Raw genomic sequence first — 25972 nt, 5'->3', positions numbered from 1 at the left:
TAGGCCTCGTCGGGGCCTCTGCTGAGGTTGTCGAGCTGGCTGGAGACCGCCCTGTCGGCGACCGCCGCGGCGAGCGAGGCGGGGTCTGCCGCCGCTCGGCTGCTGCTGGAGCCTTGTTGGGCAGGGGTGGCTCCGGGCGGGGCGGCACTCGCGGGTGACGCGGGAAGCGTCAGGGTCGCGGCCGTGGCCAGGCCGGCGACCGCCGCGAGTAAGGCTTTGGGTTTCACGCTGTGGTGCTCCTTTCGGCGGGCTCCCTCCGGCCGTTGCCGTCTTGTGGGCGTGCGCGGGCCGCCGCGCGGTCAGGGGTGTCCTGGGTCGCGGGGCGTGAGGGGGATGTGGGGGGTGATAAAGGGTGACGGATACAGCAAGCGGACCGTTTCGCCTTGTTGCCGCCAGACGCTAAGCGCTGGTTGACTGCTCGAAAATACGTATGTTCATCGGTAGGCATACCGACATTTCTGTTACCGCTGGTCACACCCATCCACGTGCGGATAACAGCCACGATGCTGGACAATCGGGCACGTGCAGTTCGGCATCCTGGGCCCGTTGGAGGTGCGATCGGCCGACGGCGACCCGATCGCCGTGGGCGGTCCCCGACCGCGTGCCCTGCTCGTCCTGCTGCTGCTGGACGCGGGCCGGACGGTCGGCGTCGACCGGCTCATCGACGCCCAGTACGGCGAGAGCCCGCCGGCCGGCGCGGCCAACGCCGTGCAGGCGCAGATCTCCCGGCTGCGCCGCAACCTGCCCGCCGACCTGATCGAGTTCCACGGCGCCGGCTACCGGCTGGCGGTCCCGCCCGAGGACGTCGACGCCCACCGCTTCGAGCGGCTGGCCCGCGACGGCCGGCGGCTGCTCGCGGCGGGCCGGCACGCGGCGGCGGCGGCCGTCCTCAGGGAGTGCCTGGATCTGTGGCGCGGCCCGGCGCTCGCGGACGTGCGCGAGGCCGCCTACGCGCCCGGGCAGGCCGACCGGCTGGAGGAGCTGCGCCTCGCGGCCCGGGAGGACCTGTACGAGGCCGACCTGCACCTGCCCGAGGCCGAGCCCGCGGCGGGGCTGCGCGAGCTGGTCGCCGCCCACCCCCTGCGGGAACGCCCGCGCGCCCTGCTGATGCGCGCCCTGCACGCGGCCGGACGGCAGGCCGAGGCGCTGGCCGTCTACGACGAGGGGCGGCGGCTGCTCGCCGACGAGCTGGGCGCCGACCCCTCGCCCGAGCTGGCGGCGCTGCACCTGGCGATCCTGCGCGGCGAGCAGCGGCGCGCGCACGCCACGCGGTCGGCGCCGCCGCCGCAGCTCACCACGTTCGTCGGCCGCGAGGAGGAGCTGGCGCGCCTGGCCGCGCTGCGCGGGGCGCGCCTGGTCACGATCACCGGCCCCGGCGGCACCGGCAAGACCCGCCTGGCCGTCGAGGCCGCCACCCGCGACCAGGAGCGGCAGGCGTGCTTCGCCGACCTGTCGCCCGCGGCCGGGAAGGGACAGGTGCCGCTGCTGGTGCTGAACGCGCTCGGGCTGCGCGAGTCGGCGCTCAGTCCGGGCGTCCCCGGCCTGGCCGACCCCGCCGAGCGCCTGGTCGCCGCCCTCGCCGAGCAGGACCTGCTGCTCATCCTGGACAACTGCGAGCACGTCGTCGCCGAGGCCGCCACGCTGGCCCGCCGCCTCCTGGCCGGCTGTCCCGGCGTGCGCGTCCTGGCCACCAGCAGGGAGCCGCTGGGCATCACCGGCGAGCACCTGGTGCCGCTGCCGCCGCTGGGCACCCCGCCCCCGGGCACTTCCGCCGGGGACGCGCTCGCCTACCCGGCGATCAGACTGTTCGCCGACCGGGCCGCCGCCGTACGGCCGGGGCTGGAGCTGGACCTCGACGCGACGCTGAGCATCTGCGCGGCTCTGGACGGCCTGCCGCTGGCCATCGAACTGGCCGCGGCCCGGGTGCGCACGTTCCCCGTGGCGGAGATCGCCGCGCGGCTGGCCGAGCACGGCCGGTTCCGGCTGCTCTCGCGCGGCGACCGCACGGCCGCCGCCCGGCACCGGACGCTGCACGCGGTGGTGGAGTGGAGCTGGGACCTGCTGGACGCCGAGGAGCAGGTGCTGGCCAGGCGGTTCTCGGTGTTCTCCGGCGGGGCCCGGCTGGAGGCGGTCGAGCGGGTGTGCGGCGAGGACAGCGCCGTGCTGCTGGCCGATCTGGTGGACAAGTCGCTGGTGGAGACCGCCGGCGACCGCTACCGCATGCTCGACACCGTCCGGCTGTTCTGCGCCGGGCGGCTGGCCGAGGCGGGCGAGGAGGAGCGGATGCGCGCCGCGCACGCCGCCTGGCACCTGGCGCACGCCCAGCGCGCCGAACCCCATCTCTACCGTGCCGAGCAGCTCGAATGGCTGGCCCGCCTGGGGGCCGACGACGCCGATCTCCAGGCCGCGCTGCGCTGGAGCGTCGAGCACGACCAGCGGGTCGCGCTGCGGCTGATCGCCGCCCTGGCCATGTACTGGTATCTGAGCGGGCGGCGCGGCCAGGCCGTCCAGCCGGCCCGGCGGCTGCTCGACGTGCTCGGCCCCGAGCCGCCGGCGGGCCTGACCGACGAGTACGTGCTCGCCGTCCTGCACGCCGCCCCCGGCACCGGGTCGCCGCACTGGAGGCGGGCCGCCGAGATCACGACGGACCCGGACCGGCCGGTACGGCATCCGTTCGCCGCCGCATTGTGGGGCATGACCGCGGGGCCGCCCGAGCGCGACGTGGAACGGCCACGGCAGCGCGAGCTGGGCGGCGACCCGTGGAGCCGGGCGCTCGGCCGGCTCGGCGAAGCGCTGCTCCTGCTGCTGAACGGCGGCATCGTGGCGGCCGAGCGGGAGCTGGAGATCGTGCTGGCGGAGTTCGGCGCGCTGGGCGAGCGCTGGGGGAAGGCGCAGGGGCTCGACTGGCTGGCGGTCATCGCGGGCTGGCGCGGCGAGTGGGCGCGGGCGACGGAGCTGTGGGCGCAGGCGCTCGAACTGCTCGACGAGCTCGGGGCGCTGGACGAGCTGGTGGACGTGCTGTGCCGGCGAGCCGACGCCCGGCTGCGCGCGGGCGACCTGGCCGCGGCCAGGGCCGACTGCCTGCGCGCCCGTGAGCTGGCCCGCGAGCTTGGACGGCCCGAGCTGACGGCGGCCGTGCACGTGAGGCTGGGCGACCTGGCCAGGATCGAGGGGGATCTCGGCGAGGCCGCCGAACGGCTGCGGGACGCGCTGGCCGCCACCGCTCCGGGCTCCCCGCTGGCCGGCAGCACGGATCCGCAGGTGCTCACGGCGCTGGCCCGGCTGGCCCAGGCCAGGGGCGAGGCGGCCGAGGCCGTGGCCCGGCACCGGGAGGCGGTGGCCGTCGCGCTGCGCTCGCCGGTCGACAGCGACCTGGCCGACGCCGTCGAGGGCCTGGCCGGGGCCGCCCTGCTCGACGACCCGCCGGAACGGGCGGCGCTGCTGCTCGGCGTGGGGGTGGCGCTGCGCGGGACGGCGGTGACCGGCGACCACGACGTGGCCGCGACGGCCGCCGCCGCCACGGCCGCGCTCGGCCCGGCGCGCTTCGCCGCCCTGTACGCCCGCGGCGCCGCGATGACCAGGGACGAGGCCCGGTCCACGATCCTCACCTGACAGTCCGGGACGGCCGCGCCGGGGACTGTCAGCCGGTCGTCGCCGGGCTGTCAGCGCTCCCGGCGAGGCTTGCCGACATGAGAGACAACCTGCACAACACCCGCGTACTCATCTCCGGAGCCAGCATCGGCGGCCCCGCGCTGGCCCACTGCCTGGCCCGCCACGGCTGCAACGTCACCGTCGTGGAGAAGGCGCCGGCCCTGCGCGAGGGCGGCCAGGCGGTGGACTTCAAGGGCGAGACCCACCACACCGTCCTGACCCGCATGGGCATCCTGGACGACGTGCGCCGCCTCCAGACCGGCGGCACCGACCAGTACTTCGTGGACGCCGACGGCCGCACGCTCGGAGTCATGCCCGGCGAGTTCACCGGCGGCGACATCGAGATCCGCCGCGGCGACCTGGCCCGCCTGCTGTACGAGCGCACCGCGTCAACCTGCGAGTACGTCTTCGGCGACTCCATCACCTCGCTCACCGAGGCCGCGGGCGGCGTGCACGTCACCTTCGAACGCTCGGCCCCCCGCACGTTCGACCTGGTCGTGGGCGCGGACGGCATCCACTCCAACGTCCGCAGGCTGGCCTTCGGCCCCGAGTCCGAGTGCGTGGACTTCCTCGGCCACTACTACGCGCTGGTGGAGCTGGACCGCGACTTCGGCCCGCACGGCCAGATGTACAACGAGCCCGGCAGGATGGTCGCGGTCGGCGGGCCGAAGGCGCCGGCGTTCTTCGTCTTCGCCTCCGAGCGGCTCGACTACGACCGTTACGACGTCGAGCAGCAGAAGGCGATCCTGGAGCGGGCCTACGCCGGCATGGGCTGGCGCACCCCGCAGGTCCTCGACGCGGTGCGCGGCGCCAAGGACGTCTACCTCGACTCGATCAGCCGGGTGAGCATCGACCGGTACGTCCACGGCCGGGTGGCGCTGCTGGGCGACGCGGCGTACGGCAGCACGCTGGGCGGGTTCGGCAGCGGGCTGGCCCTGGTGGGGGCGTACGTGCTGGCCGAGGAGCTGGCCGCGGCGGGCGGCGACCACCGCGTGGCCTTCGCCGAGTACGAACGCCAGATGCGCCGCTACTCCAAGGTCACGAGGAGCGGCAACAACGCGGGCACGTTCCTGGCGCCCGGCTCCCCTGCCGGGATCCGCATGCGGAACTGGACCTTCAAGTTCGGCTTCCTGCTCGGCCTGATGATGAAGGTGACCGACAAGTTCGCCACCAACATCGCGCTGAAGGACTACTGAACGGGCACCCGGCCCACGCCCGCGTCGAGCCGGAGCCGGGGCGTGCCGTCCAGCGGCGGGACGTGGTCGTCGTCCGTGAGCCGCCAGTCCTGGACGGGCACCAGGCCGGGCCCGATCAGCTCGAACCCGTCGAACAGCCGCAGCACCTCGCCGTGGCTGCGGAACGCGCCCTGGGCGGGCGAGCCGGCGGTGGCCAGGCGGAGCTGGGCGATGGCCTCGGGAGAGCTCTCGGCCATCGCGTGGGAGAGCACCAGATGGCTGCCGGGCGCCATGGGCTTCCTGAAGGCGGCGACGATGCCGGGCGGGTCCTCGGCGTCCATGACGAAGTGCAGCACGCCGACCATCAGCACGCAGACCGGCTGGTCGAAGTCGATGAGGCCGGTGACGTGCGGGTCGGCGAGTATGTCGGCGGGCCGGCGCAGGTCGCCCTGGATGCCGGCGACGCCGGGCTGGTCGGCGAGCAGCACCTGGGCGTGCAGGCGGACCATCGGGTCGTGGTCCACGTAGACCACCCGGCAGGCGGGGCTCACCTCGCGGACGGTCTCGTGGATGCTGGGCGAGGTCGGGATGCCGGTGCCGAGATCGATGAACTGGCGCACGCCCTGGCGGGCGACGTGGCGCACGGCCTCGATCTGGAAGCGGCGGTTGGCCCTGGCGACGGCTCGGGCGTCGGGCGCGACGGCCAGCAGCCGCTCGGCGACCGCGCGGTCGACGGCGACGTTGTCCTTGCCGCCGAGCAGGTAGTCGTACACCCGGGCGGAGCTCGGCACGTTCGGATCCACGCCGGGCGGAACACGTTCTAGCTCAGACATGGTGACCCATTTCCTCGCCTGCCACTGTTCGGTGGCCATACTAATCGGTAACTTACCGGAACGTGTTCTATTTGGCCGCGTAACCGCAGGAGCGGGGGTCGTCGAACTCGGGGTCGAGCTCGATCCTGCTCAGCACCGTCGCGTCGATCGGACGGCGGATCGTGCCGGCCGTGGCGCAGTCGTAGAACACGTACGCGCCGGAGTCCTGGCCGAGCACCAGCCAGCGCTGCCCCTTCGACAGGAGCTTGCCGGAGTCGTCGCGCACCTCGGCCCACTGGTTGGAGAACCCGGTGAGCTGGAGCACGAGGTTGGCCTCGCCGCGGTCGTGCACCGCCTCGGCCCCCTGCGTCATCCAGCCGACGAGCACGAACCCCAGGCCCACCCCCACCAGCGCGCCGGTCAGCACGCGCATCGCGGCCCGTCCGGTGGGCCGCGCCCGCAGCAACCGGTACGGCACCAGCAGGCAGAACAGCCCGACCACCGCGACCGTGATCAGCACCGGCGTGCCGGTGACGTCGAGGATGCCGAGCAGCCCCCAGTACGCGACGCCCGACAGCGCCGCGCCCACCGCGGCGGCCAGCCACGGCTGTTCCCGCCCCCGGTCGAGGACGCGTCCGGCGGCGCCGCGGGTGATCCGGTCGAGCAGCCACCAGGCGCCCACGACCAGGCCGAGCAGCGGCAGCAGGGTCAGGAAGAGCAGCACGAGCGTCGCCACCAGGTGGCCGAAGATGCTCGCCTGGGTGAGCCCGGCCTGCTCAGGGGTGATGCCGAAGGTGTCGTAGACGCTCTCGAAGCCCAGGTAGAGCAGGGCGTACACGGCGACGGCGATCGGCACGACGACCGTGCCGATCTTCTCCATCACCTCCAGCACACTGCCCCTGGCGGACGCGGTCTCCGGCGCCGTGGCGACGGAGGGCGCGGCGGGTGCCGGGGGCGCTGGGGGGAGCGTCTGATGTGTCATGGCACAAGAGGATGCATCAGGCCAGAAGCGGCGTCATCCGCCGGGCCGGGCGAAGCGGCGCAGCAGGGCGTCCGCCTCGGCGAAACCGGCCACCACGTCGGCGGCCGTGCGCCGTTCGCGCACCATCCCGACGGCCTGGCCCGCGTAGATGCAGGCGGTGTCGAAGTCGCCGTCGCGGCGGGCGGCGGCGATCCGCGCCGGGGCCTCCTCGTCGGCCGCCAGCTCCTCCTCGTGACCGGCCCAGCGGTCGAAGAACGTGTTGCGCAGGGCCCGGCCGCCGTACTCGGCCGGCCAGTCGAGGCGCTGGGCCACGTCGAAGACGCGGCCGTAGGCGGTGTCGGTCTCGGCCGCGGCCAGCACGCGGGCCGCCGCCGTCTCCGGCAGGGCCGTCTCCGCGCAGCCCATGAACGCCGTACCGGCCCACGCGCCCTCGGCCCCCGCCGCCAGCACGGCGGCCAGCCCGCGCGCGGTGGCGATGCCGCCCGCCGCCAGCACCGGGACGCGGACGGCGTCGAGCACGCTCTGGAGCAGCGGCAGCGTGCCGACGTCGGCCCGGCCGTGGCCGCCCGCCTCGGCCCCGCGCGCCACGACCGCGTCGACGCCGGCCTGCTCGGCGGCGCGGGCCTCGTCGGTGGTGCCCGCCTGCGTGACGACCGTGATGCCGGCCTGCCGCAGCTCCGCCACGTACCACTGGTACGGCCCGAAGCTCACCGAGACGAGCCGCGGCCGGGCCGCGAGCACGGCCTCGAACTGGGCCGGGTTGCCGGGCAGCGCCCAGGCCATGAGCCCGATCCCGTACGGCCGCCCGCTCCCGGCGGCGACGGCGGCCTCGGCCTCGATCCAGGAGGCGGGGGCGGCGGCGGACACCCCGATCACGCCGAGCGCGCCGGCCGCGGAGACGGCGGCGGCCAGCCGGCCCGCGCCCACTCCGGCCATGGGCGCGCCCACCAGGGGCACCGTCAGCCCGAACCGCTCGGTCAACCACGTCCGCACGCCGGCCTCCTTGCACGTCGCCTGCCGTTGTCAGTCTCGCACCCTGCCCTCTGCGAGCATGGCGGGAGGGCGACAACGCAGGATCCGTACGAAAGTAGAGCCGGATGACCGATGCGCCGGAGGCGGCGGCTGTGCATCCTGGTGGGGACGGGTCCGGCGCGCGTGGCCTGTTGGGAACCCGAGAGGAGTCGCCAGGACATGGACAGCGCTGCGAGCCGCCCGACCGTGGTCTTGGACAACGGTGTCGTCGGCCGGATCATGCTGGCCCACCGGTCGAGGAGCGATCTCGTGCTCGTGCTCGGCATGGACGGCACCCTGCTGAGCTGCGACCTCGACGGCATCGCCTGCGTGGTCGGCGGCCGCCCCCTGTGCCGCGACGGCTGAGCCCCGGCGGAGGCGGCGACGCCCCCGCGCCCGGCGGTCAGGACCGGGCGACCAGGGCGGCCAGTTCGCCGACGGCGGCGAAGTCGTTGGTGAGGCGGTTCTTGGTGAGGGCGACGGCGGTGCCGGTCGCGGTGTCGGCCCACGCGTAGCTGCCGCCCGCCCCGCCGATGCCGAACGCCGTCGCGCTCTCCTGCGGCGAGCCGCCGGGAAGCCCGATGGTGAAGCCGAGACCCCACGTCGAGGGCATGCCGAAGACCTCGTCCGGGCCGCTGTAGGCCACCGTGGTCGCCTCACGCAGCCGATCCGGCGAGATCAGCCGCACGCCGTCCACCTCGCCGAGCAGGGCGGCGTACATGCGCGCGATCGCCCTGGCCGAGGTCTTGCCGCCGGCCGGGATGTCGGCGGTCAGGTAGTCGGGCCTGCTGCCGAGGGCGGCATTGGGCATCAGCTCCATCGGCCCGGCCCTGAACATCGGCAGGTCGGCCGGCATGTCCCCGAACGCCGACGGGTCCATCGGCTCGTCCTCCAGGCGGGCCAGGCGGTGCTGCTCCGCCGGCGGCATGCCGAAGTAGAGCTCGCGGGCCACGCCCAGCGGGCCGGAGACCTCCTCCAGCAGCACCTGCGAGATGCGCTTGCCGGTGGCCCTGCGGACGATCTCGCCGACGAGGAAGCCGAAGGTGTAGGCGTGGTAGCCCATCTTCGTGCCCGGCTCCCACCACAGCTCGGCGTTCTCCAGGGCGGCGACCATCTTGTCCCAGTCGCAGACGTCCTCGGGCGTCGTGTCGAGCGGCACGCCGGGCACGCCGGCCGTGTGGGTCAGCACGTGGCGGACGGTCACGCCGCCCTTGCCGTTCCTGGCGAACTCCGGCCACAGGTCGGCGACCGGGGTGTCGTAGTCGTACAGGCCGCGCTCGGCCAGCATGTGGGCGACCGTGGAGGTCGCGCCCTTGCCGATGGAGAAGTTGTAGAACGGGGTGTCGGAGGTGACCGGCCGGCCGGTCTCCGGGTCGGCCACGCCCGCCACCACGTCCACGATCTGCACGCCGTCGCGGTAGACGGCCACCTGCAACCCGCGCTCGGTGCCTGACTCGACCAGCTTGTCGGCGGTCTGCTGCACCTGCTGCTGAAGGTCGCTCATGAGGTCGTCACTCCTGTTCGTTTCGGGAACTGGACGGTACAGTACTCAAATGAGTACGGAACTGTCCAGTACTATGCGAACTCATGATCGAAAAGGTGGCGCGACGGTGACCGACGAGGACGGCCGGACGGCCCGCAAGCGCAGGCAGATCCTGGACGCGGCGCGCGCGGTGTTCCTGCGCAACGGCTACGTGGGCGCGAGCATGGACGAGGTCGCCTCGATCGCCGCGGTCTCGAAACAGACCGTGTACAAGCACTTCAGCGACAAGGAACAGCTCTTCACCACGATCATCCTCGACACCACGGCGCAGATCGAGGGCCTGGCCAAGCTGATCACCGAGTCGCTGGAGGGCAACGACGACCTGGAGAAGGGGCTGCGCAAGCTGGCCCACGAGTTCCTGGCCTCGATCATGCAGCCCGACGTGCTGCGGCTGCGACGGCTGATCATCGCCGAGGCCGACCGCTTCCCCGACCTCGGCCGCACCTGGTACGAGCAGGGCTTCGAGCGTTCGCTGGAGAGCATGTCCACGGCCTTCGGCCGCCTGGCCGGGCACGGCCTGCGTCCCATGGACGACCCGCGGCTGGCCGCCGACCACTTCGTCGGCCTGCTGCTGTGGGTCCCGGTGAACAGGGTCATGTTCGCGGGCGGCGGCGAGCACCACACCGAGGCCGAGCTCGACCGGCTCGCCGACGCCGCCGTCGAGGTCTTCCTGCGCGCCTACGGGGCCTAACCGGTCAGGAACTGCTTGAGCCCGGCGGCCAGCGAGCCGGCCATCTCCCCGCGGAACTCCCCGTCGGACATCTTGGCGGCGTCGCCCGGGTTGGCCATGTTGCCGCACTCGATGAACACCGCCGGGCGGGTGGACAGGTTGAGCCCGCCCAGGTCGGTGCGCGTCTGCAGGCCCTGCTCGCCGGTGTAGGTGGCGTACGGCAGGCCGGTGCCGTCGCGGAAGGCGTTCCGGACGGCCACGCCGAGCCTCCTGGACGGCTGGATGATCGCGTCGTTGTGCCCGGCCACCAGGCCCGGCAGGATCACGTGGAAGCCGTGGCCCGCCGGCGGCGCGCCGTCGGCGTGGATGGACAGGACGGCGTCCGCCCGCGCCTTGTTGCCGATGGCCGCCCGCTCGTTGATGCAGGGGCCGACGCCGGTGTCGTCCGGCCTGGTCAGCACCACCTTGGCGCCCATGTCTTCGAGCAGCGGCTTCAGGCGGTTCGCGACGTCCCAGGTGAAGGCGTGCTCGGTGTAGCCGGCGGCGGTCTGGGTGCCGGTGGTGTTGCAGGGTTTGCGTCCGGTGATGATGTCGACCGGGCGGCTGATCTCCTTGGGATGGGAGGCGTTGCCGCCGTTGTGCCCGGGGTCGAGCACGACGACCTTCCCGGCCAGCGCGTTCCGCGTGCTCTGCGACGGCGAGCCGGAGGTCACGACCACCCCCTGGGTGGTGCGCACGGGGCCGCCGCCGCAGGCCGCCGACAGCGCGGCCAGGGCGGTCAGCAGCACGGGGACGGCTGGGTGAACGCGCATGCTAGTCGCGGTCCCAGTTCAGGCCGGGCACCGGCGGCTCCTCGCGCTTGCGGATCAGGTACGGCGGCATGACCAGGGCGTGCAGGTTCGTCGAGAGCAGGGTGCCGATCGACTGCTCGGGCGTCTCGGTCAGCGGCTCGCCGGGGCCGTTGAGCGAGGCGTTGACCAGCACCGGGGAGCCCGTGGCCGCGTGCCACCCGGTCAGCAGGGCGTGCAGGAACGGCGTGGCCTGCTCCTCCACGGTCTGGATCCGCGCCGTGCCGTCCACGTGGGTCACGCCCGGCAGGCTCGCGCGGTGCTCGGGGCGCACGTCCACGACGCACTGCAGGAACGGGGCCGGGCGGTCGACGCCGAAGAGGCGCTCGGCGTGCTCGGCCAGCACCAGCGCGGCGAGCGGGCGGAACCACTCGCGGCCCTTGACCTCGAAGTTGACGTAGTCCTGCACGTCCGGCCTGGCCGGGTCGGCGAGCACGCTGCGGTTGCCGAGCGCGCTCGGGCCCGACTCGCTGCGGCCCTGGTGCAGGCCCACGACCCGGCCGCTCTCCAGCAGCGACACGGTCGCGCCGACGAGGTCCGCCGGCTGCTCGGCCACCAGGCCGTCCGGCAGGCTCCGCACCGCGGCGGCGATCTCGGTCTCGTCCGGGTCGGGGCCGAGGAAGTCGTCGGTCCAGCGGAAGCTGCTCTCGACGCCGAGGCATTCGATGAGCCCGTACAGGGCGCAGCCCACGGCGGTGCCGCCGTCGTGCGGGCTCGGCGGGATGAACACCTCGCGGAACGGCGACTCGCGGACGATCCGGCCGTTGGCCGTGGCGTTGAGCGCGGTGCCGCCGGCGTAGACCAGTTGGTCCAGGCCGGTCTGCCCGTGCAGCCAGGCGACCACCTGGGCCAGGGCGTTCTCGAAGACCCGCTGGCCGGCCGCGGCCAGGTCCGCCGCGCGGGAGAAGCGTTCGCCGCCGGGCTCGTAGACGTAGGCGTCCCGCTGGGCGAACGTCTCGATCCACTCCTCGGGGATGAACACCTCGTGGCCGCGTACGTCGAGGTCGGGCAGGCCGTACACGTACGCGTCGCCGAACGGGGCAAGGCCCATGACCTTGGCCTCGTTGCCCTCGCCCTCGGGCCACAGCAGCCTGGTCAGCAGGGTGTAGAAGCAGCCGAGGCCGGTCGGCCGGGCCCAGTCGCCGTCCCAGAGCTGCTTGGCCAGGCACTCGACCGGGCCGCCGCGCTCGCAGCGGTAGAACGAGGCGACCTCCAGCATGTCGTCGCGGGTGCCCTTCGGCAGCCGGACCGGCTCGGTGAAGTCCCTGACCCGGCTGCCCTGCGCGCCGATCACCAGGCCCGCCGCCCGGTCGAACGGCGAGGGCGGGAACGCGCTGTAGAGGTGGCTGAGATGGTGGGAGACCAGGACGACCCGGGCGTCCTCCTTGAGGCTCAGCGTCTCGCGCAGCTCCTCCTCGTAGGCGTCTTTGTGCTCGATCTCGGTGTCGGCGGCGTATCCCTCGACCACGAGGTCCACGGACTCCTTGAGCAGCGGCATCTCGGGCAGGTACAGGTCCGGCAGGTCGCCCAGACGACCCCAGTGGTGCCTGCGCCGGGTGATGCGCTCCTTCTGCAGGCTGTACATGCCCGACTCGCCCACAGCGACAGCAACAGAACCATCCTGAGTACGATTTATGCCGACAACGATAGGAACATCCGTCATCTCTGGTGCCTCCTGGGCTGTGATCACCGGCACCAGTACCCGGGCCCGGGACAAGACCATCCCTCAACCGCGTAACGGACACGTCAGCCCGCAGCCGCCCGCGAACCGGGCGAACTTGTGCGCCGGGCGCGCAGTCAAACCCTGCATGACGACGAAGCACATCATCGCGGCGGCGACCCTCGCGGCGGGCGTCGCGCTGGCCGGGATCGCCTCCCCCGCGCTCGCCGCCCCCGTCTTCGGCCCCCAGGGATACGGCGGGGTCACGCTGGGCATGAGCGCCAAGGCCGCCCAGGCCACCGGGAAGATCGTCCACAAGCCCGGCCTCGACTCCCCCACCTGCTCCGGCTGGGACCTCAAGGCCCAGCGGACCGGCCGCGACGCGGTCGGCCTCTTCATCTCCAAGAAGCAGGGCGTGGCGATCATCTTCGCCCCGAAGGGCGCCAAGACGCCGCAGGGCATCGGCATCGGCTCGACCAACGCCCAGCTCAAGCGCGCGTACGCGAACAAGCTGCGGACGGCCGCGAGCGGCTTCCCGTACGTCGCCGTGCCGGGCAACGCCAAGGCGCACTACTACTTCCTGCTCCGCGGCGGCAAGATCTACGAGATGGGCCTGGCCCTCGACAAGCAGGACTGCGCGAACTGACGATCCGAAACCCCGGCGACCATCGGTTGACGGGCCCGATCGGGCGGCACCGGCTTCTCCATGAAGCCGGTGTTTTTTATTTCCCGATAAATAGGGTCTAGCCCGGAGATGCGGGTTTTTGGTACAAATTGCCGCTGGCGGCTACACGCTGCTTCCTGAACCGGTCATCCACCAATTCCTATAGTGAGCGGGCCGATTTTTGCTTGCCGATGATTTCTTCTTCGTCTGCTGGGACGCGACGGGCTCGGGCAAGCCTCGGCTGCACGTCCCGGGCGTGGCGCTCGGCCTGGCCGGGGCGCTGCTCGCGGAGCTGGTGCTGGAGCAGCGGATCACCGTCGAGGGGGTCCGGCTGCGGGTGGTCGACCGGCGCCGGGTCCCGGACGAGCTGACCGGAAAGGTGCTGACCGAAATAGGTAATTCCCCGCAGCACACCGATGTGCGGACCTGGCTGGCCTACCTCGCGCAACGCTCGGTCACCGAAGTAACCAGCCGGTTGATGGGTAATGGTCTGCTCGACCGCGAATCCCCACGGCTGCTCAAGCGTAAACAATTCCGCTATTTCTCCACGGACTTCAACCGGGCCATGTGGCCCTCCGCCCGGCTACGGCTCGCGCTGGTGAAGTGGCAGCCGCTGACCCCGCACGACATGGCGCTGGCGGCGCTGGCCGAGGCCTGCGACCTGACCGACGTCGTCGTCGAGGACCCGGCCGACCGGCGCGGCGCCCACCAGTACCTGACCACGGTGCTGGCCGCGATGCCCCAGCCGCTCAGCGACCTCGGCCGCCAGGTGAGCGCGGCCGTCGGCGACGCCGTCCTGACCTATCGGACGTGAGCCCCGGACCGCCGACCCGACCACACCGCCCCTGAACCCCCCAGAAAGGAACGCGATGCCCTCCGCGAGATCCGGCGCCGCGCCCGACCCGATCGCCGGCGCCCTGGCCGCCGACCGGCTCGGCGCGCCCTCGGTCGTCTACTTCGTCCTGTCGGCCGCCGCGCCGCTCACCGTCGTCGCCGGTGTGATCACCACCGGCTACGCCGTCACCGGCATCACCGGGCTGCCGATCGCGTTCCTGGTCGTGGGCGCGGTGCTGGCGGTGTTCGCGGTCGGGTACGTGGCCATGGCCCGCCACATGGCCAACGCCGGCGCGTTCTACACCTACATCAGCCGGGGCCTCGGCCGTCCGGCGGGCATCGCGGCGGCCTGGGTGGCGCTGATCGCCTACAACGCCCTCCAGGTCGGCCTGTACGGCGCCTTCGGCGCGGCGGCCACCCCGCTGCTCGAACGCTGGTTCGGCGGCGCGCCGCCCTGGTGGGCCATCTCGCTGGTCGCCTGGGCGCTGGTGGGCGTACTCGGGCTGATGCGGGTGGACGTCAACGGGCGGCTGCTGGCCGTCCTGCTCACCGCCGAGGTGGCGGTCATCCTGCTGTTCGACCTGGCGGACCTGGTCAACCCGGCGCGGTCGGGGTTCTCGGCCGAGACGCTGTCGCCCGCGGCGCTGTTCGTGCCGGGGGTGGGGGCGCTGCTGGTCATCGCGACGCTCGGGTTCGTCGGGTTCGAGTCGTCGGTGGTGTTCTCGGAGGAGAGCCGGGATCCGCGGCGTACCGTGCCGCTGGCCACGTACGCGTCGGTGGCGATCATCGCGGGTCTGTACGCGCTGTCGTCGTGGGCGATGACGGTCGCCACGGGACCGGCGGACATCGTCGCCGCCGCGCGCCGCGACCAGGCCGAGACGATCTTCGTCATCGCGAACCAGCACCTCGGCGGCGCGGTCGTGGACATCGCCCGGGTGCTCTTCGTCACCAGCGTGTTCGCCGCCATGATCTCCTTCCACAACACCACCGCCCGGTACTTCTTCGCGCTCGGCCGCGAGCGGGTGCTGCCCGCCTTCTTCGGCCGCACCCGGCCGCGCAGCGGCGCGCCCCGGTCGGGCTCGATCGCGCAGACCGTGCTCGGGCTGATCGTCATCGTGGTCTACGCGGTCCTGGGGCTCGACCCGCTGGTGCAGCTCTTCTTCTACGGCGGCTCGTTCGGCGGGTTCGGGGTGCTGCTGCTGGTGTTCGTGACCTCGGTCGCGATCGTCGCCTTCTTCGCCCGGCAGCCGAGCGGCGAGAGCCTCGCGCGGCGGTTCCTGGCCCCCGTGCCCGCCGCGCTGGCGCTGGCGGTGATGGTGTGGCTCGCGCTGGACAACTTCGCGACGCTGCTCGGGGTGCCCGAGGGCGATCCGCTCGCCTGGATCCTGCCGGTCGTGTACGCGGTGGCCGCCCTGGTCGGCGTGGGCTGGGCGCTGGTCCTGCGCACGGGACAGCCGAGCGTGTACTCGCTGGTGGGCATGGGCGCCAAGGCCGCCGCCACGCCGGAGGCCGTCCGTTGAGGCGCGCGCAGGACGTGGCGGCGCACGACGTCCGCCTGGCGACGGCCGAGGACGCCGGCGCGGTCGCCGAGCTGATCGCGACCGCCTTCGCGCGGCTGCCCGCGGTGTCGTACCTGGTGCCCGAGCCGGCCGGGCGGCACGAGATCATGGTGGCCGACTTCCTGATCCTGGTCTCGCACGCCATCGAGCACGGCGAGGTGGACCTGCTCGACGAGGGCCGCGCGGTCGCGGTCTGGCTGACGCACACCGCCGACGCGCCGCTGCCCGAGCCGCCCGACTACGACCGCCGCCTGGCCGCCGCCACCGGCAGGTGGGCCGACCGCTTCCGGGTGCTGGACGAGCTGTTCGAACGGCACCACCCGGAGCCGCCGTACCACCACCTGGCGTTCCTGGCCGTGCACCCGGACCACCAGGGCCGGGGGCTCGGATCGGCGCTGCTGCGCCGCCACCACGCCCTGCTGGACGGCGCGCCCGCCTACCTGGAGGCCAGCAGCGCCCGCAGCCGCGACCTGTACGCCAGGCACGGCTACCAGGCCGAGGAGCCGTTCGCGCTGCCCGACGGCGCCCTGTTCTGGCCGATGTGGCGGCCGGGCGCCACCGGATGACGCAGCGGCGGCCCGGCGCCACCGGATGACGCAGCGGCGGCCCGGCGTCACCGGATGACGCAGTGGCGGCCCGGCGTCACCGCGTGACGCAGGGCCCCTCGCAGACGTCGGCGACCACGCCGGTCTTGAGGAACACCGACTTCTGCAGCTGGGCGGCCGCGGTCCTGCGCGGCTTCTCGTGCGGGTCCTCGCCCTGCGTGGGCGGGGTGTTGGTGAGCGGCGGCGCGGGGGCGCCGCTGTCCCACATCACCAGGGCCGAGCCGGGGTGGGCCCGGCCGCGGATGCCGGGGATGCCCCAGAACGGCACGACGTCCGGGCTGCGTCCCGGGGCGAGGGCCGGGGTCAGCAGCCGGGCGCCGACGGTGCGGGCCTCGACCTCGGCGGTGACCGTGGCCACCTGGTGGTCGCCGAAGGCCACGTGCATGAGCACCCGGTGCCGCGGCGTCCCCGGGTAGGGGCGGTCGGTCAGGTGGGCGGCGTAGCCGTCGGCCTCGCCGCGGTCCCACAACATCTGCATGAGCGCCAGGATGAGCTGCTGGTCCAGCTTGTCGGGGTAGGCCCGGTCGAAGGCGGCCTGGAAGGGGGCGGCGTCGGCGCTGCGGTTGAACAGGGTGCTGTAGTTCATGCCGGTCACGCCGAGCACGCCGCGCTCGATGTCCTTCGACAGCGCGACCAGCGCGCCGCCCAGGATGCCGCCCTGGCTGTTGCCGTCGTACACCAGGCCGTGGCGCGGGTCGATCAGCGGGCGGCCGGCGGCGGTGCGGAAGGCGGGGTGGGCGGCGAAGCCGTCCGGGGCGGTCATGGCGCGGCCCAGGAACATGAAGTCGAGGAAGCCCTGCAACGTGCGGTCGGGGATCGTGCCGAACCGGGAGATGTCGGTGAAGACGGAGACGACGTTCGGGATGTCCTCGTCGGCCATGCCGATCCACTTGGTGGCGCAGAAGAGGAAGCCGTGCTCCTGCGCCATGGTCTTCACGTTCGACGCGCCCACCTCGGAGTGCCTGCCGAGCAGGCCGTGGCCGTACAGGGAGGGCCGGGCGGGGCGGTCGAAGGCGACGCGGGGGATCTCGCAGCGGAAGGGCGCCACCTGCTCGTTGCCGGGCAGGCGGGCCGGCAGGCCGTCCGGGCCGCGGTTGAGCGCCGACCCGGGCGGGCCGCCGGGCCGGTCGAGGTAGCTCGGCACACGGAAGGTGCCCTCGACCCGGCGGGCGATCTGGGCGTCCTGTTCGGGGGTGAGGTCGGTGACCGAGGTGACCTCGAAGGCGGGCGCGCGGCCGCGCAGCGTGCGCAGGGCGTCGTCGCGCATGGCCAGCGCGGGACCGGCCAGGCCGCGCGCACTGGCGACGGTGAAGTCCCAGGCCAGGTAGAGGCCGCGGGTGCCGATACCGGCGCGGCGCAGCGCGGACAGCGCGGGCTGGAGGCGGCGCTGACGGTCGTGCAGCTCGTGGTCCGGCGGCAGGGGCCGCCCGGCGACCGCGGTGAAGGCGGGGCTCGGCGGGATCGGGGCGCCGGCGGCGTCGCGGAGGTCGCGCAGGGCGACGGCGTACCGGTGGCCCTCGCTCAGGTTGCGGGCCGGGCGCACGATCAGGGCCTGGCGGTCGGCCGGCGCGTTCGCGTCGAGCTCGGCCCAGTACGGCCACCGCTCCCCCGTCACGGTGTCCAGCAGCACGACGGGCGCGTCCCGGTCCAGCGACCTGCCGATGTCGGTGATGGGCGCGGCGCCCGTCCTGGCCAGGTCGAGCCCCGGCACCCTGGCCAGCAGCATCGAGCCCGGCGAGAAGCCGTCGTTCCTGTTCCACTCGGCGGGCGCGATCGGCACGCCGGCGACCGAGACCGGCATGGACCCGGCCGCGAAGGCCACCCGGCTGCCCGTGTCGGTGCCCCGGTCGGCGACGGTGAACCAGTCGTTCGGGAACGGCAGCAGGCAGGCCGCCGGATCGATCGGGTCGCAGCCGGACGGTTCGGGGACCGCCGAGGCCGGTGACGCCGTCGGGGCCGCGAGCGACGCGCAGGCCAGGGCGAGGACGGTGAGGAGACGGGGAAGCACGCGCACGGGCACCTCGGGGGCTGATCGAGGCCGGGGGTCCGGGCCATGGTGGATCGCGCCGGGGCCGCCGTCAATCGGCTTCGCGGAATGCCGCCCAGATTTGTGAGGCGTCACAGATTTGACCGTCCGGATTTACCGCCCTGTCCAGTTCACAGAAGGACGAGCAGGGCTCATCGTCATGTCTGCGAATTCAAACGACCTCGAACGACGCGAGCCACGTGGAGTGATGATGCGCCGTCGTACGTTCATCAGGACCGTCTCCGCGGCGGTCGCGTTCTCCGGGGCGATGTGGCACGACGCCGTCGCCTCCGCGGCGGGCGCGGGCGTGAGCCCGTACGGGCCGCTCGGCGCCCCGGACGCCAACGGCATGGCGCTGCCCGCCGGTTTCACCGGCCGGGTGGTGGCCAGGTCGGGCCGGGTCGTCGGCGGCACGCTGTGGCACCCCGCTCCTGACGGCGGCGCGTGCTTCGCCGACGGCTCCGGCTGGATCTACGTGTCCAACTCCGAGGTGCCGCTCGTGGGCGGGACCTCGGCGATCAGGTTCAGGGCCGACGGCTCGATCGACCGGGCGTACCGGATCCTGAGCGGCACGAACCTCAACTGCGCGGGCGGCGCGACCCCGTGGGGCACCTGGCTGTCCTGCGAGGAGATCTTCCGCGGCAAGGTCTACGAGACCGACCCGTACGGCAACCGCTCCGCCCAGCAGCGCCCCGCGATGGGCAAGTTCAAGCACGAGGCCGCGGCCTGCGACCCCGACCACAAGGTCGTCTACCTGACCGAGGACGAGGGCGACGGCTGCTTCTACCGCTTCACCCCCACCACCTGGGGCGACCTGTCCAGCGGCCGGCTCGACGTGCTCTGCGGGATCGGCGGCGACAGCGTCGAGTGGCGGCCCGTGCCCGACGCGACGCCCGGCGTCTTCGACACCCAGACCAGGCACCAGGTCTCCGCGGCCCGGCACTTCAGCGGCGGCGAGGGCTGCCACTACGCCGCCGGGATCTGCTACTTCACCGCCAAGGGCGACCGCAAGGTCTGGGCCTACGACACCGCCCGGCAGACGGTCACCGCCGTCTACGAGGGCGGCGGCACCCTCGACGGCGTCGACAACATCACCGGCCGCCCGTCCGGCGACCTGTACGTGGCCGAGGACGGCGGCAACATGGAGATCAACATCATCACCCCCGACGGCGTGGTCGCCCCCGTCATGCGCCTGGACGGCCAGGCCAAGTCGGAGATCACCGGCCCCGCGTTCTCCCCCGACGGCACCCGGCTCTACTTCTCCTCCCAGCGCGGCACCAGCGGCGAGACCGCCGGGACCGGGGGGATCACGTACGAGGTGACCGGGCCCTTCCGCCGCTGACCAGCACGGCTTCACCCCACCGGGGCCGCTGACCGGCCCGGCCTCCGTCACCGGAGTCGCTGACCGGCACGGCCATCGCACCCCCCACCTCCGCCGAAGGAGTCCTCCATGGTCCGACGGTTGCTCGTCCTGCTCTCCGCGACCGCCCTGGCGCTCGGCGTCGTGCCGCCCGCACACGCCGCCCAGGGCGAGGTGTACGTGGCGCTCGGCGACTCCGCCGCGTCGGGTCCCCTGGTGCCCAACCAGGTCGTGCCCGACCTCGGGTGCTGGCGTTCCGACCACAACTACGCCCATCTGACCGCCCAGGCAATCGGCGCCGCCACCTTCAGGGACGTCACCTGCTCCGGCGCCAAGACCCGCGACATGTACAACTCCCAGGGCACCGACCTCGGCAGCGTCGCGCCCCAGCTCGACGCGCTCAGCTCGGACACCACCCTGGTCACGGTGCAGATCGGCGCCAACGACGTCGGCCTGACCGGCTTCATCGAGGACTGCCTCAACCTGCTGCCGCCGCCCATCGGCGACGCCTGCAACGACGACTACGTCGTCAACGGCCAGGACTCCTGGCGGGTCAAGACCGACGCGCTGCGGCCCAAGCTGACCACACTGGTGACCGACATCCGCGCCCGCGCCCCGCGTGCCCGGATCTTCATGGTCGGCTACGCCACCTACGCCCCGCCGAACGGCTGCTACCCGACCGTCCCGATCATCAAGGCCGACGCCAACTACATCCGCGCCACGCTCCAGTACTTCAACCAGATGCTGGCCGAGCAGGCCGCCGCCGCTGGCGTGTCGTTCGTCGACCTGCAGACGCCGAGCGTGGGCCACGACCCGTGCAAGGCTCCCGGCGTGCGCTGGATCGAGCCGTACGTGCCGGCCTCGCCCGCCGCCCCGTTCCACCCCAACGGTCTCGGGATGCGAAACTTCGCCACCGTGGTGACCGCCGCGGTGTCCGGGGTCTGAACGCTCCGAATCGCGCGACGGGAGCCGTCCCCGCCCGGGGGCGGCTCCCGTTCACTTGCGGTGCTGGCGCCTGGCGGCCAGCGCGGCGCCGATGCGTTGCAGGTGGGCCGGGTCCACGGGGTCGAGGCCGGTCAGGCTGACGGCCCTGCGCAGGCGGTAGTCGACCGTGTTGGGGTGCACGTGCAGCAGCTCGGCCGTACGGCGGCGGTCGAGGCCGGTGTCCAGGTAGACCGTGAGCGTCCTGAGCAGGTCGGGGTTGTCGAGCAGCGGGTCGAGCAGCCCGGCGAGCACGGCGGTGGCCTGGCTCGGCCGGGTGAGCTGGTACTCCAGCAGCACGTCGGCCAGCCGGTAGGCGCCCGGCGGCTGCTCGAAGACCCGCACCACCTCCAGGACCTCCTCGGCCAGCTTGACCGCCTCCGGCACCCCGGGCGGCGCGGCGATCTCGGCCGCCGCCCACACCGGCACCCCGGCCGCCTTGGCCATCGCGGCGGCCGTCTCGCCGACCTCGTACCAGTCGGGGTCCTCGCCGATGATCGGCACGAACACCAGGCCGCCCGTCGTGTCCAGCACCGACAGCACCGGCTCGGCCGCGCCCCGCTGGAGCGCCGTCCTGATCCGGTGGAGCTTGCGGCGGCCCGCGATCGACCCGCCCGGCTCGTCGCTCTCCTCGTCGGGATGCCGGCCCACGGCGAGCGCCAGCACCAGGTAGCGCGGGGCCAGCCGGACCCCGGCCAGGGCCGCCCGGTCGCCGCCGAGCAGCGCGGACACGGCGGCGTGCAGCGCGTGCTGCTCGTGGCTGAGCATCCCCTCGCGCTCCTCCAGGTACGCGGTGCACACGGCGGCCGTCACCGACTCCGTGTAGAGCAGGATCAGGCGGTTGGCCGCCAGCACGTCCTCGAAGTCGGCGGGCGTGGCCGCGGCGAACAGGTGCTCCCACACCTTGCGCGCGCCCAGGTGGTAGGCGGCCAGCAGGGCCTCCAGCGGCACGCCCTCCTGGGCCCGGCGGGCCGCCGACGAGCGCAGCGGGGCCAGCTCGGCCCTGGTGGGCGGGCGGCGGTCGCGGAACATGCGGGCGATCAGCCGCAGGTTGTGCTCGGTGATGACGGTGATCTCGCCGTCGAGCTCCTCCCTCGGCAGCCGCCGGTAGAGCGGGATCTCCTCGGCGAAGCCGCGGACGAGCTGCCTGGCCAGCTTGGCGGTCTGGCGTTCGAGCAACTCGTGCGCGACGCACCCGGCCAGGGTGAGGGCAGGGACCACGTTCGAAACCCTCCCAGAACATCCGTCGTCAGTGAAGGCCCCGCCGGCGTGCGGCGGGGCCCTGCGCAGGTCAGGCCACCTGGGTCACTGCCTGGTCAGCTTGAGCCGGACGGTGTAGGTGTAGTCCGTCTCGTCGGTGCCCTCGACGATGGTCGTCTCGGTCGTGTCCGCGCCGACGGCCAGGCCCGCGCAGACCGAGCCGTGCGCGGTGGCCTTGCCCAGGCTGTCGCCCTCGCCCACGATCGGCGGGGTGACCTCGCGCAGGTCGAACTTGACGTCCTCGCTGCCCACCAGGAGCGTGGACGGGTACTCGAAGTCGGCCGGGTCGCCGTCGCCGCCGGTCTTCATCGAGAAGTAGTTCGCGCTGAACTTGGGGAACAGGTTCCCGTCGACCTTGAAGCGGAGCTCGTCCTTGCCGTCGCGTTCGGCCACGTTGTTGGCGTCGATGTCGTACAGGGTGATGACGCAGGAAGCGGTCGTGGCGGCGGTCGTGGCGGCGGTCGTGGCGGCGGTCGTGGCGGCGGCCGGGACCGCGGTCAGGGCCGTGGGGGCGGCGACGCCGGCGGCCAGGGCGAGCGTGGCGATCAGTCGGTGAGCGTGCATGCTGTCGTGTCCTTCGGTCCGTGCCTCGCGGCTCTCGCGAAGCCGGTCCCAGAGTGCGGACGGCGTCGTGAGCACATCGTGAGAGCACAGGTCAGTGGCGCGGAACACGCGCTGTCTGTGGCTTTTGGCGCGGTCTGTCCGGGCGGGCGCGCCTACTGTCGTCCGCCATGGGAGAGTCGCTGACCCTGCTGCTGCTCGGGCCGCCCGACCTGGCCGTCGGGGGCGCGCCGGTGGCCCTGCGTGCGGCCAAGTCCAGGGCGCTGCTGTGCTACCTCGCCACCACGACCGGGCCGCGGTCGCGGCCGGAGCTGGCCGCGCTGCTGTGGGGCGAGCGCCCGGACGCCAACGCGCGCGGCAGCCTGCGGCTGGCCCTGTCGGAGCTGCGCAGGGAGGTGGGCGGCTGGCTCGACATCACCCGCGACCACGTGCGCTTCCTCGGCGACCAGGACGGCTGCTTCGTGGACCACCGGCAGCTCATGGCGGCCTCGACGGTCCAGCAGGCGCTGCGCCTGTGGCGCGGGGAGTTCCTGGACGGCGTCTGCGTCGACGCCCCCGCCTTCGCGGGCTGGCTCGCGGAGGAGCGCGGCCGGGTGCGCACGCTGCTGCGCGGCCTGCTCACCCAGGCCGGGGCCGACGGTTCCGCGCAGGTGGTGCGGCTGGCGCGGATCGTGGCGGCGCTGGACCCGTTCGACGAGGAGGCGCATCGGCTGCTGATGGCGTCCCTGGCCGGGGCGGGGAACCGGGCGGCGGCGCTGGCCTGCTACGACGACCTGCGCCACCGCCTGGCCGCCGAACTGGGCGTCGCCCCCGCCCCGGAGACCCAGGCCCTGCGCCGCGACCTGCTCCCCCGCCGCACCGCCGCCGCGACGGCCGGGGCCGGGCGGGCGGCCCTGCCCCGCACCACCGCCGCGACGGCCGGGGCGGGGCGGGCGGCCCTGCCCGTTCCCGGTTCCGCGCTGGTCGGGCGCGCGGAGGAGGTCCGGCGGGTGCGCGCGCTGGTGGCGGGGCGGCGGCTGGTGACGCTGGTCGGGCCCGGAGGGGTCGGCAAGACCCGGTTGGCCGTCGCGGCCGCCGCCGTTCGCGACGGCCGGGAGGTGGCGTTCGTCTCGTTCGTGGGCGTACGTCCCGAGGCCGCCGTCACCACGCTGGCCCGCCGCCTCGGCGTGGACCTCTCGCCGCCGCGTCCCGCCCTCGACCTCCTGCTGTCCGCCCTCGCCGGACGCCGGCTCCTCCTCGTCCTGGACAACCTGGAGCACCTTCCCGGCTTCGACGCGGTCGTGGGCGAGATCCTGCGCGCCGCGCCCGGCGTACGGGTCCTGGCGACCAGCCGGCGGCGTCCCGACCTGCCCGGCCAGGTGGCCGTCGAGGTGGCGGGGCTGCCGGGGCCGGCCGCCGAGGCGCTGTTCGCGGCCAGGGCGGTGCAGGCGCAGCCGTCCTTCGACCCCGACGCCGAAGCCGCCATGGTGGCCGCGATCTGCGCCGCCACCTGCGGCTTCCCTCTGGCCATCGAGCTGGCGGCCGGGCTGCTGCGCGCCGTCCCGTGCGCGGAGCTGGCCCGGCGGCTCGGCGTGGACCTGGAGCTCCTCACGGCCGGCGGTCCCGCCGTCCGTCCGCGGCACGCGTGCATGAGGACGGTCTTCGAGACGTCCTGGAGCCTGCTCGGGCCGCCGGAGCGGGCGGCGCTGGCGGCGCTGTCGGTGTTCGGCGGCGGCTGCACGCTGCCGCACGCGCTGGAGGTCGCCGACACGACCGCGCGGGTGCTGGTCCGCCTGGTCGACCAGAGCATGCTGCACCTCACCCCGGCCGGACGGTACGCGGTCCACCCGCTCGTCCAGCAGTTCGCCGCCGCCCGCCTGGCCGAGGACCCGGCCACCCGCGACGCGGTGCGGAGGCGGCACGCCGTCTGCTTCGCCCGCCTGCTCGACCGGCACGCCGCGGCGCTCCAGGACGCGTCGGACACCGAGGCCGTCCGGGTGCTCGGCGCCGACCTGGACAACATCAGGACAGCCTGGGCCGCCTCGGGCGCCCCCGCCTTCCTCGACCACTACTGGACGTTGTGCCTGCGGTTACGCCTGTACGAGGAGTCGGCGGCCGTCGTGGGGCGGCGGCTGGAGAGCGGCGTGGACGTGCCGTGCCTGCGGGCGCGGTGGTTGCGGATGGCGGGGGTCAGCGCGTACCAGCTGGCCCGGGAGGGGGAGGCGGCCCACCTGGCCAGAGCCGCACTGACCACCCTCGGCGACCCACTCCCCACCGGCCCGACCTGGACCGTCGTGAGCACGCCGGCCGCCGTCCGGCGGGCCGGGCCTGTCGTGGGTGTGCTGGGCGCCGCTGTGCGGCAGGTCGTCCATCGCCTGGTGCCGCCGCGGCGGACGGACGCAGCCGGCGCGGAGGCCGCCCAGGCGCTCACGTTGCTGGCCCGGCTCGCCTACCACCAGCAGGACCTGCCGACGATGCTGGTGGCCTCGCTTCGCCAGCTCAACGCCGCCGAACGCGCGCCGGACCCCGCTCTGCGGGCCGAGGCGTACGCGAACTTCGCGACGATCGCCCGGATCGCGGGCCGCCATGGACTCGCCGCCCGCTACGGCCGACTCGCCGACCGGGCGCTGCACGGCGTCCCCCACCCGACGGAGGCGGCCAGCCGGGCACGGCTGGCGCGCGGGCTGGACCAGCTCCACTCGGGCGCCTTCGGGGCGGCCCGCCGGTCGTTCGCCGAGGGACGGGCCCGGACGCTGGACCCCCGGATGGCGGAGAACTGCGCGGGCATGCTGGCCGAGACCGCCCTGTGGGAGGGGAAGTTCGCCGAGGCGGCGGAGCTGTTCGCCGAGACCGAGGAGCTGTCGGTCGGACGCGTCGGCGGGGACGACATCGGCCGCCACTGGTGCCTGGCGGGCCGCGCGGAGGCGCTGCTGCGGCTCGACGACGTGCCCGCCGAGCGGATCGGCGAGGTGCTGGCGGCGGCCCGCGCGTCCGTGGAACGGCGGCGCGCCCTCGCCGCCCGGCTCGGCCTCCATGACAGCCCGTCCCTGCACACCATCCAGTCCCTACGCCTCCTGACCGCCACCACCCGCCTGACCACCCCTCCCCACCGGCCTGCGACGACTTGTGCCACCCCCGCCACCCCCGCCACCCCCGCCACCCTCGCGTCCCCGGCCGCGCCGAGCGCAGCGGCCCCGGTGAGCGCGACGCCCCCGGAAGGTGCGACGGCCCCGAAGGTCCCGGAAGGGGCGGCGACAGCGCACGTCCCGGAGGGGGCGGCGACCCCGGAGGTTATGGTGGCGGTTGCCGTCGCTGAGGTGCGGGAGGCGCTGGGTCGGGCGCTCGCGCTGGCGGACGGGTTGCCGTCGGCGCAGCCCGGCATGCTGGAGTGCTGGTCGGGGCTGGCGGAGCTGCTGTGGCACGTACGCGACCACGTGGACCGCGCGACCGCCCGCCGCCTCCACGCCCACCTGACCCGCTACCTGGCCCGCAACCCCGGCGCGGCGGCCAGGATCGGGTGGGCGCGCGCCCTGGCGCTGGCCGCCGCGGGCAGGAGACGGGCCGCCGTCCGGGCCGCCGAACAGGCAGTGGCCGCCGCCGACCGCCTGGCCGCCGCCTACGACCACCGCAGGGCCACCGACCTCCTCCACCACCTGACATCCGGCCTGTCACGCTCCCCCGGCTCGTGACAGGCGGGGTTGTCACGATCCCGGCCCGTGAGGCAGGGCTGTCACGATCCCCGCCCCGTGACAGGCGAGGCCGCCACGATCCCCCGGCCCGTAGCTGGCAGA

At 73.9% G+C, this 25972-nt stretch carries 20 protein-coding genes and 1 pseudogene; 11 read left to right on the top strand and 10 right to left on the bottom strand.

The annotated features are described in order from the left end of the window. A pseudogene (locus tag AB0C33_RS24935) lies at window positions 1–227 on the bottom strand (hypothetical protein); the annotation flags it as partial. A gap of 295 nt (window positions 228–522) precedes the next feature. Between AB0C33_RS24935 and AB0C33_RS24930 the strand changes: the two are divergent. Next, entirely contained in the window at window positions 523–3612 is a 3090-nt protein-coding gene (locus AB0C33_RS24930; protein ID WP_358291814.1) for a BTAD domain-containing putative transcriptional regulator, read from the top strand. A 77-nt stretch (window positions 3613–3689) separates the two neighbouring features. Then, on the top strand, window positions 3690–4847 hold the full coding sequence (locus AB0C33_RS24925; protein WP_358291812.1) for an FAD-dependent monooxygenase: 1158 nt from the start codon (window positions 3690–3692) through the stop codon (window positions 4845–4847). On the opposite strand, the gene AB0C33_RS24920 is transcribed toward AB0C33_RS24925, so the two are convergent. The 3 genes from AB0C33_RS24920 to AB0C33_RS24910 all read right to left on the bottom strand — a co-directional run bounded on the left by AB0C33_RS24920 (window position 4841) and on the right by AB0C33_RS24910 (window position 7613). Then, window positions 4841–5659 (bottom strand): SAM-dependent methyltransferase, encoded by an 819-nt coding sequence (locus tag AB0C33_RS24920; RefSeq protein ID WP_358291810.1) that lies wholly within the window; start codon window positions 5657–5659, stop codon window positions 4841–4843. The genes AB0C33_RS24925 and AB0C33_RS24920 overlap by 7 nt on opposite strands. 67 nt (window positions 5660–5726) lie before the next feature. Next, window positions 5727–6620, bottom strand: a complete 894-nt coding sequence (locus AB0C33_RS24915; RefSeq protein ID WP_358291808.1) for a hypothetical protein — start codon at window positions 6618–6620, stop codon at window positions 5727–5729. A gap of 33 nt (window positions 6621–6653) precedes the next feature. After that, a complete protein-coding gene (locus tag AB0C33_RS24910; protein ID WP_358291806.1) occupies window positions 6654–7613 on the bottom strand; it encodes a nitronate monooxygenase in 960 nt (319 codons plus the stop codon). Window positions 7614–7811: 198 nt separating this feature from the next. Here AB0C33_RS24910 and AB0C33_RS24905 point away from each other — a divergent pair, with 198 nt between their 5' ends. Then, a complete protein-coding gene (locus AB0C33_RS24905) occupies window positions 7812–7997 on the top strand; it encodes a hypothetical protein (RefSeq protein WP_352320620.1) in 186 nt (61 codons plus the stop codon). Between the two features lie 37 nt (window positions 7998–8034). On the opposite strand, the gene AB0C33_RS24900 is transcribed toward AB0C33_RS24905, so the two are convergent. Continuing rightward, a complete protein-coding gene (locus AB0C33_RS24900; protein WP_358291804.1) occupies window positions 8035–9135 on the bottom strand; it encodes a serine hydrolase domain-containing protein in 1101 nt (366 codons plus the stop codon). A gap of 106 nt (window positions 9136–9241) precedes the next feature. Here AB0C33_RS24900 and AB0C33_RS24895 point away from each other — a divergent pair, with 106 nt between their 5' ends. Next, window positions 9242–9865: a TetR/AcrR family transcriptional regulator gene (locus tag AB0C33_RS24895; RefSeq protein ID WP_358291802.1), complete on the top strand. Its 624-nt coding sequence runs from the start codon at window positions 9242–9244 to the stop codon at window positions 9863–9865. Here AB0C33_RS24895 and AB0C33_RS24890 read toward each other — a convergent pair. Next, window positions 9862–10656 carry an N-acetylmuramoyl-L-alanine amidase gene (locus AB0C33_RS24890; protein ID WP_358291800.1) on the bottom strand — a complete coding sequence of 265 codons (795 nt, stop codon included), beginning with the start codon at window positions 10654–10656 and terminating at the stop codon, window positions 9862–9864. The two genes, AB0C33_RS24895 and AB0C33_RS24890, sit on opposite strands and share 4 nt — an antisense overlap. Before the next feature lies 1 nt (window position 10657). Then, window positions 10658–12277: a carbamoyltransferase C-terminal domain-containing protein gene (locus tag AB0C33_RS24885; RefSeq protein ID WP_358291798.1), complete on the bottom strand. Its 1620-nt coding sequence runs from the start codon at window positions 12275–12277 to the stop codon at window positions 10658–10660. 223 nt (window positions 12278–12500) lie between these two features. On the opposite strand from AB0C33_RS24885, the gene AB0C33_RS24880 reads away from it, so the two are divergent. The 4 genes from AB0C33_RS24880 to AB0C33_RS24865 all read left to right on the top strand — a co-directional run bounded on the left by AB0C33_RS24880 (window position 12501) and on the right by AB0C33_RS24865 (window position 15975). Continuing rightward, window positions 12501–12998, top strand: coding sequence for a hypothetical protein (locus tag AB0C33_RS24880; protein WP_358291797.1), 498 nt, complete (start codon window positions 12501–12503; stop codon window positions 12996–12998). 199 nt (window positions 12999–13197) lie between these two features. Further along, window positions 13198–13830: a GPP34 family phosphoprotein gene (locus AB0C33_RS24875; protein ID WP_358291795.1), complete on the top strand. Its 633-nt coding sequence runs from the start codon at window positions 13198–13200 to the stop codon at window positions 13828–13830. A 55-nt stretch (window positions 13831–13885) separates the two neighbouring features. Next, on the top strand, window positions 13886–15370 hold the full coding sequence (locus AB0C33_RS24870) for an APC family permease (RefSeq protein WP_358291793.1): 1485 nt from the start codon (window positions 13886–13888) through the stop codon (window positions 15368–15370). Continuing rightward, window positions 15367–15975, top strand: a complete 609-nt coding sequence (locus AB0C33_RS24865; protein WP_358291791.1) for a GNAT family N-acetyltransferase — start codon at window positions 15367–15369, stop codon at window positions 15973–15975. Before AB0C33_RS24870 ends, AB0C33_RS24865 begins: the two co-directional genes overlap by 4 nt. Before the next feature lie 76 nt (window positions 15976–16051). Here the strand turns inward: AB0C33_RS24865 and AB0C33_RS24860 are convergent, their stop codons facing one another. After that, the gene (locus tag AB0C33_RS24860; protein WP_358291789.1) at window positions 16052–18022 is read right to left on the bottom strand and encodes a hypothetical protein; all 1971 of its coding nucleotides are present in this window, start codon (window positions 18020–18022) and stop codon (window positions 16052–16054) included. Between the two features lie 229 nt (window positions 18023–18251). On the opposite strand from AB0C33_RS24860, the gene AB0C33_RS24855 reads away from it, so the two are divergent. Then, on the top strand, window positions 18252–19382 hold the full coding sequence (locus AB0C33_RS24855) for an alkaline phosphatase PhoX (protein ID WP_358291832.1): 1131 nt from the start codon (window positions 18252–18254) through the stop codon (window positions 19380–19382). Between the two features lie 108 nt (window positions 19383–19490). Beyond that, complete coding sequence (locus tag AB0C33_RS24850; protein WP_358291787.1) at window positions 19491–20345, top strand: SGNH/GDSL hydrolase family protein; 855 nt, start codon at window positions 19491–19493, stop codon at window positions 20343–20345. Between the two features lie 51 nt (window positions 20346–20396). On the opposite strand, the gene AB0C33_RS24845 is transcribed toward AB0C33_RS24850, so the two are convergent. Both AB0C33_RS24845 and AB0C33_RS24840 read right to left on the bottom strand, forming a co-directional pair. After that, a complete protein-coding gene (locus tag AB0C33_RS24845; RefSeq protein ID WP_358291786.1) occupies window positions 20397–21602 on the bottom strand; it encodes a helix-turn-helix domain-containing protein in 1206 nt (401 codons plus the stop codon). Between the two features lie 84 nt (window positions 21603–21686). Then, window positions 21687–22205, bottom strand: a complete 519-nt coding sequence (locus AB0C33_RS24840; RefSeq protein WP_358291784.1) for a hypothetical protein — start codon at window positions 22203–22205, stop codon at window positions 21687–21689. Between the two features lie 167 nt (window positions 22206–22372). On the opposite strand from AB0C33_RS24840, the gene AB0C33_RS24835 reads away from it, so the two are divergent. Then, a complete protein-coding gene (locus tag AB0C33_RS24835; protein ID WP_358291782.1) occupies window positions 22373–25870 on the top strand; it encodes a BTAD domain-containing putative transcriptional regulator in 3498 nt (1165 codons plus the stop codon). The last annotated feature ends 102 nt before the right edge of the window (window positions 25871–25972 follow it).

It is taken from the genome of Nonomuraea sp. NPDC048881 (genome assembly GCF_040649795.1).
Classification (GTDB): Bacteria; Actinomycetota; Actinomycetes; order Streptosporangiales; family Streptosporangiaceae; genus Nonomuraea.
Note: the sequence above shows the minus strand (reverse complement) of the source record. Positions and strands in the feature narration are given on the sequence as shown.

What these genes read in the sequence shown, in the direction of transcription:
- AB0C33_RS24925 (WP_358291812.1), top strand. Translation starts at nt 3,690, where the DNA reads ATGAGAGACAACCTGCACAACACCCGCGTACTCATCTCCGGAGCCAGC.
- AB0C33_RS24920 (WP_358291810.1), bottom strand. Translation starts at nt 5,659, where the DNA reads ATGTCTGAGCTAGAACGTGTTCCGCCCGGCGTGGATCCGAACGTGCCG.
- AB0C33_RS24915 (WP_358291808.1), bottom strand. Translation starts at nt 6,620, where the DNA reads ATGACACATCAGACGCTCCCCCCAGCGCCCCCGGCACCCGCCGCGCCC.
- AB0C33_RS24905 (WP_352320620.1), top strand. Translation starts at nt 7,812, where the DNA reads ATGGACAGCGCTGCGAGCCGCCCGACCGTGGTCTTGGACAACGGTGTC.
- AB0C33_RS24900 (WP_358291804.1), bottom strand. Translation starts at nt 9,135, where the DNA reads ATGAGCGACCTTCAGCAGCAGGTGCAGCAGACCGCCGACAAGCTGGTC.
- AB0C33_RS24890 (WP_358291800.1), bottom strand. Translation starts at nt 10,656, where the DNA reads ATGCGCGTTCACCCAGCCGTCCCCGTGCTGCTGACCGCCCTGGCCGCG.
- AB0C33_RS24885 (WP_358291798.1), bottom strand. Translation starts at nt 12,277, where the DNA reads ATGTACAGCCTGCAGAAGGAGCGCATCACCCGGCGCAGGCACCACTGG.
- AB0C33_RS24880 (WP_358291797.1), top strand. Translation starts at nt 12,501, where the DNA reads ATGACGACGAAGCACATCATCGCGGCGGCGACCCTCGCGGCGGGCGTC.
- AB0C33_RS24870 (WP_358291793.1), top strand. Translation starts at nt 13,886, where the DNA reads ATGCCCTCCGCGAGATCCGGCGCCGCGCCCGACCCGATCGCCGGCGCC.
- AB0C33_RS24855 (WP_358291832.1), top strand. Translation starts at nt 18,252, where the DNA reads ATGCGCCGTCGTACGTTCATCAGGACCGTCTCCGCGGCGGTCGCGTTC.
- AB0C33_RS24850 (WP_358291787.1), top strand. Translation starts at nt 19,491, where the DNA reads ATGGTCCGACGGTTGCTCGTCCTGCTCTCCGCGACCGCCCTGGCGCTC.
- AB0C33_RS24840 (WP_358291784.1), bottom strand. Translation starts at nt 22,205, where the DNA reads ATGCACGCTCACCGACTGATCGCCACGCTCGCCCTGGCCGCCGGCGTC.
- AB0C33_RS24835 (WP_358291782.1), top strand. Translation starts at nt 22,373, where the DNA reads ATGGGAGAGTCGCTGACCCTGCTGCTGCTCGGGCCGCCCGACCTGGCC.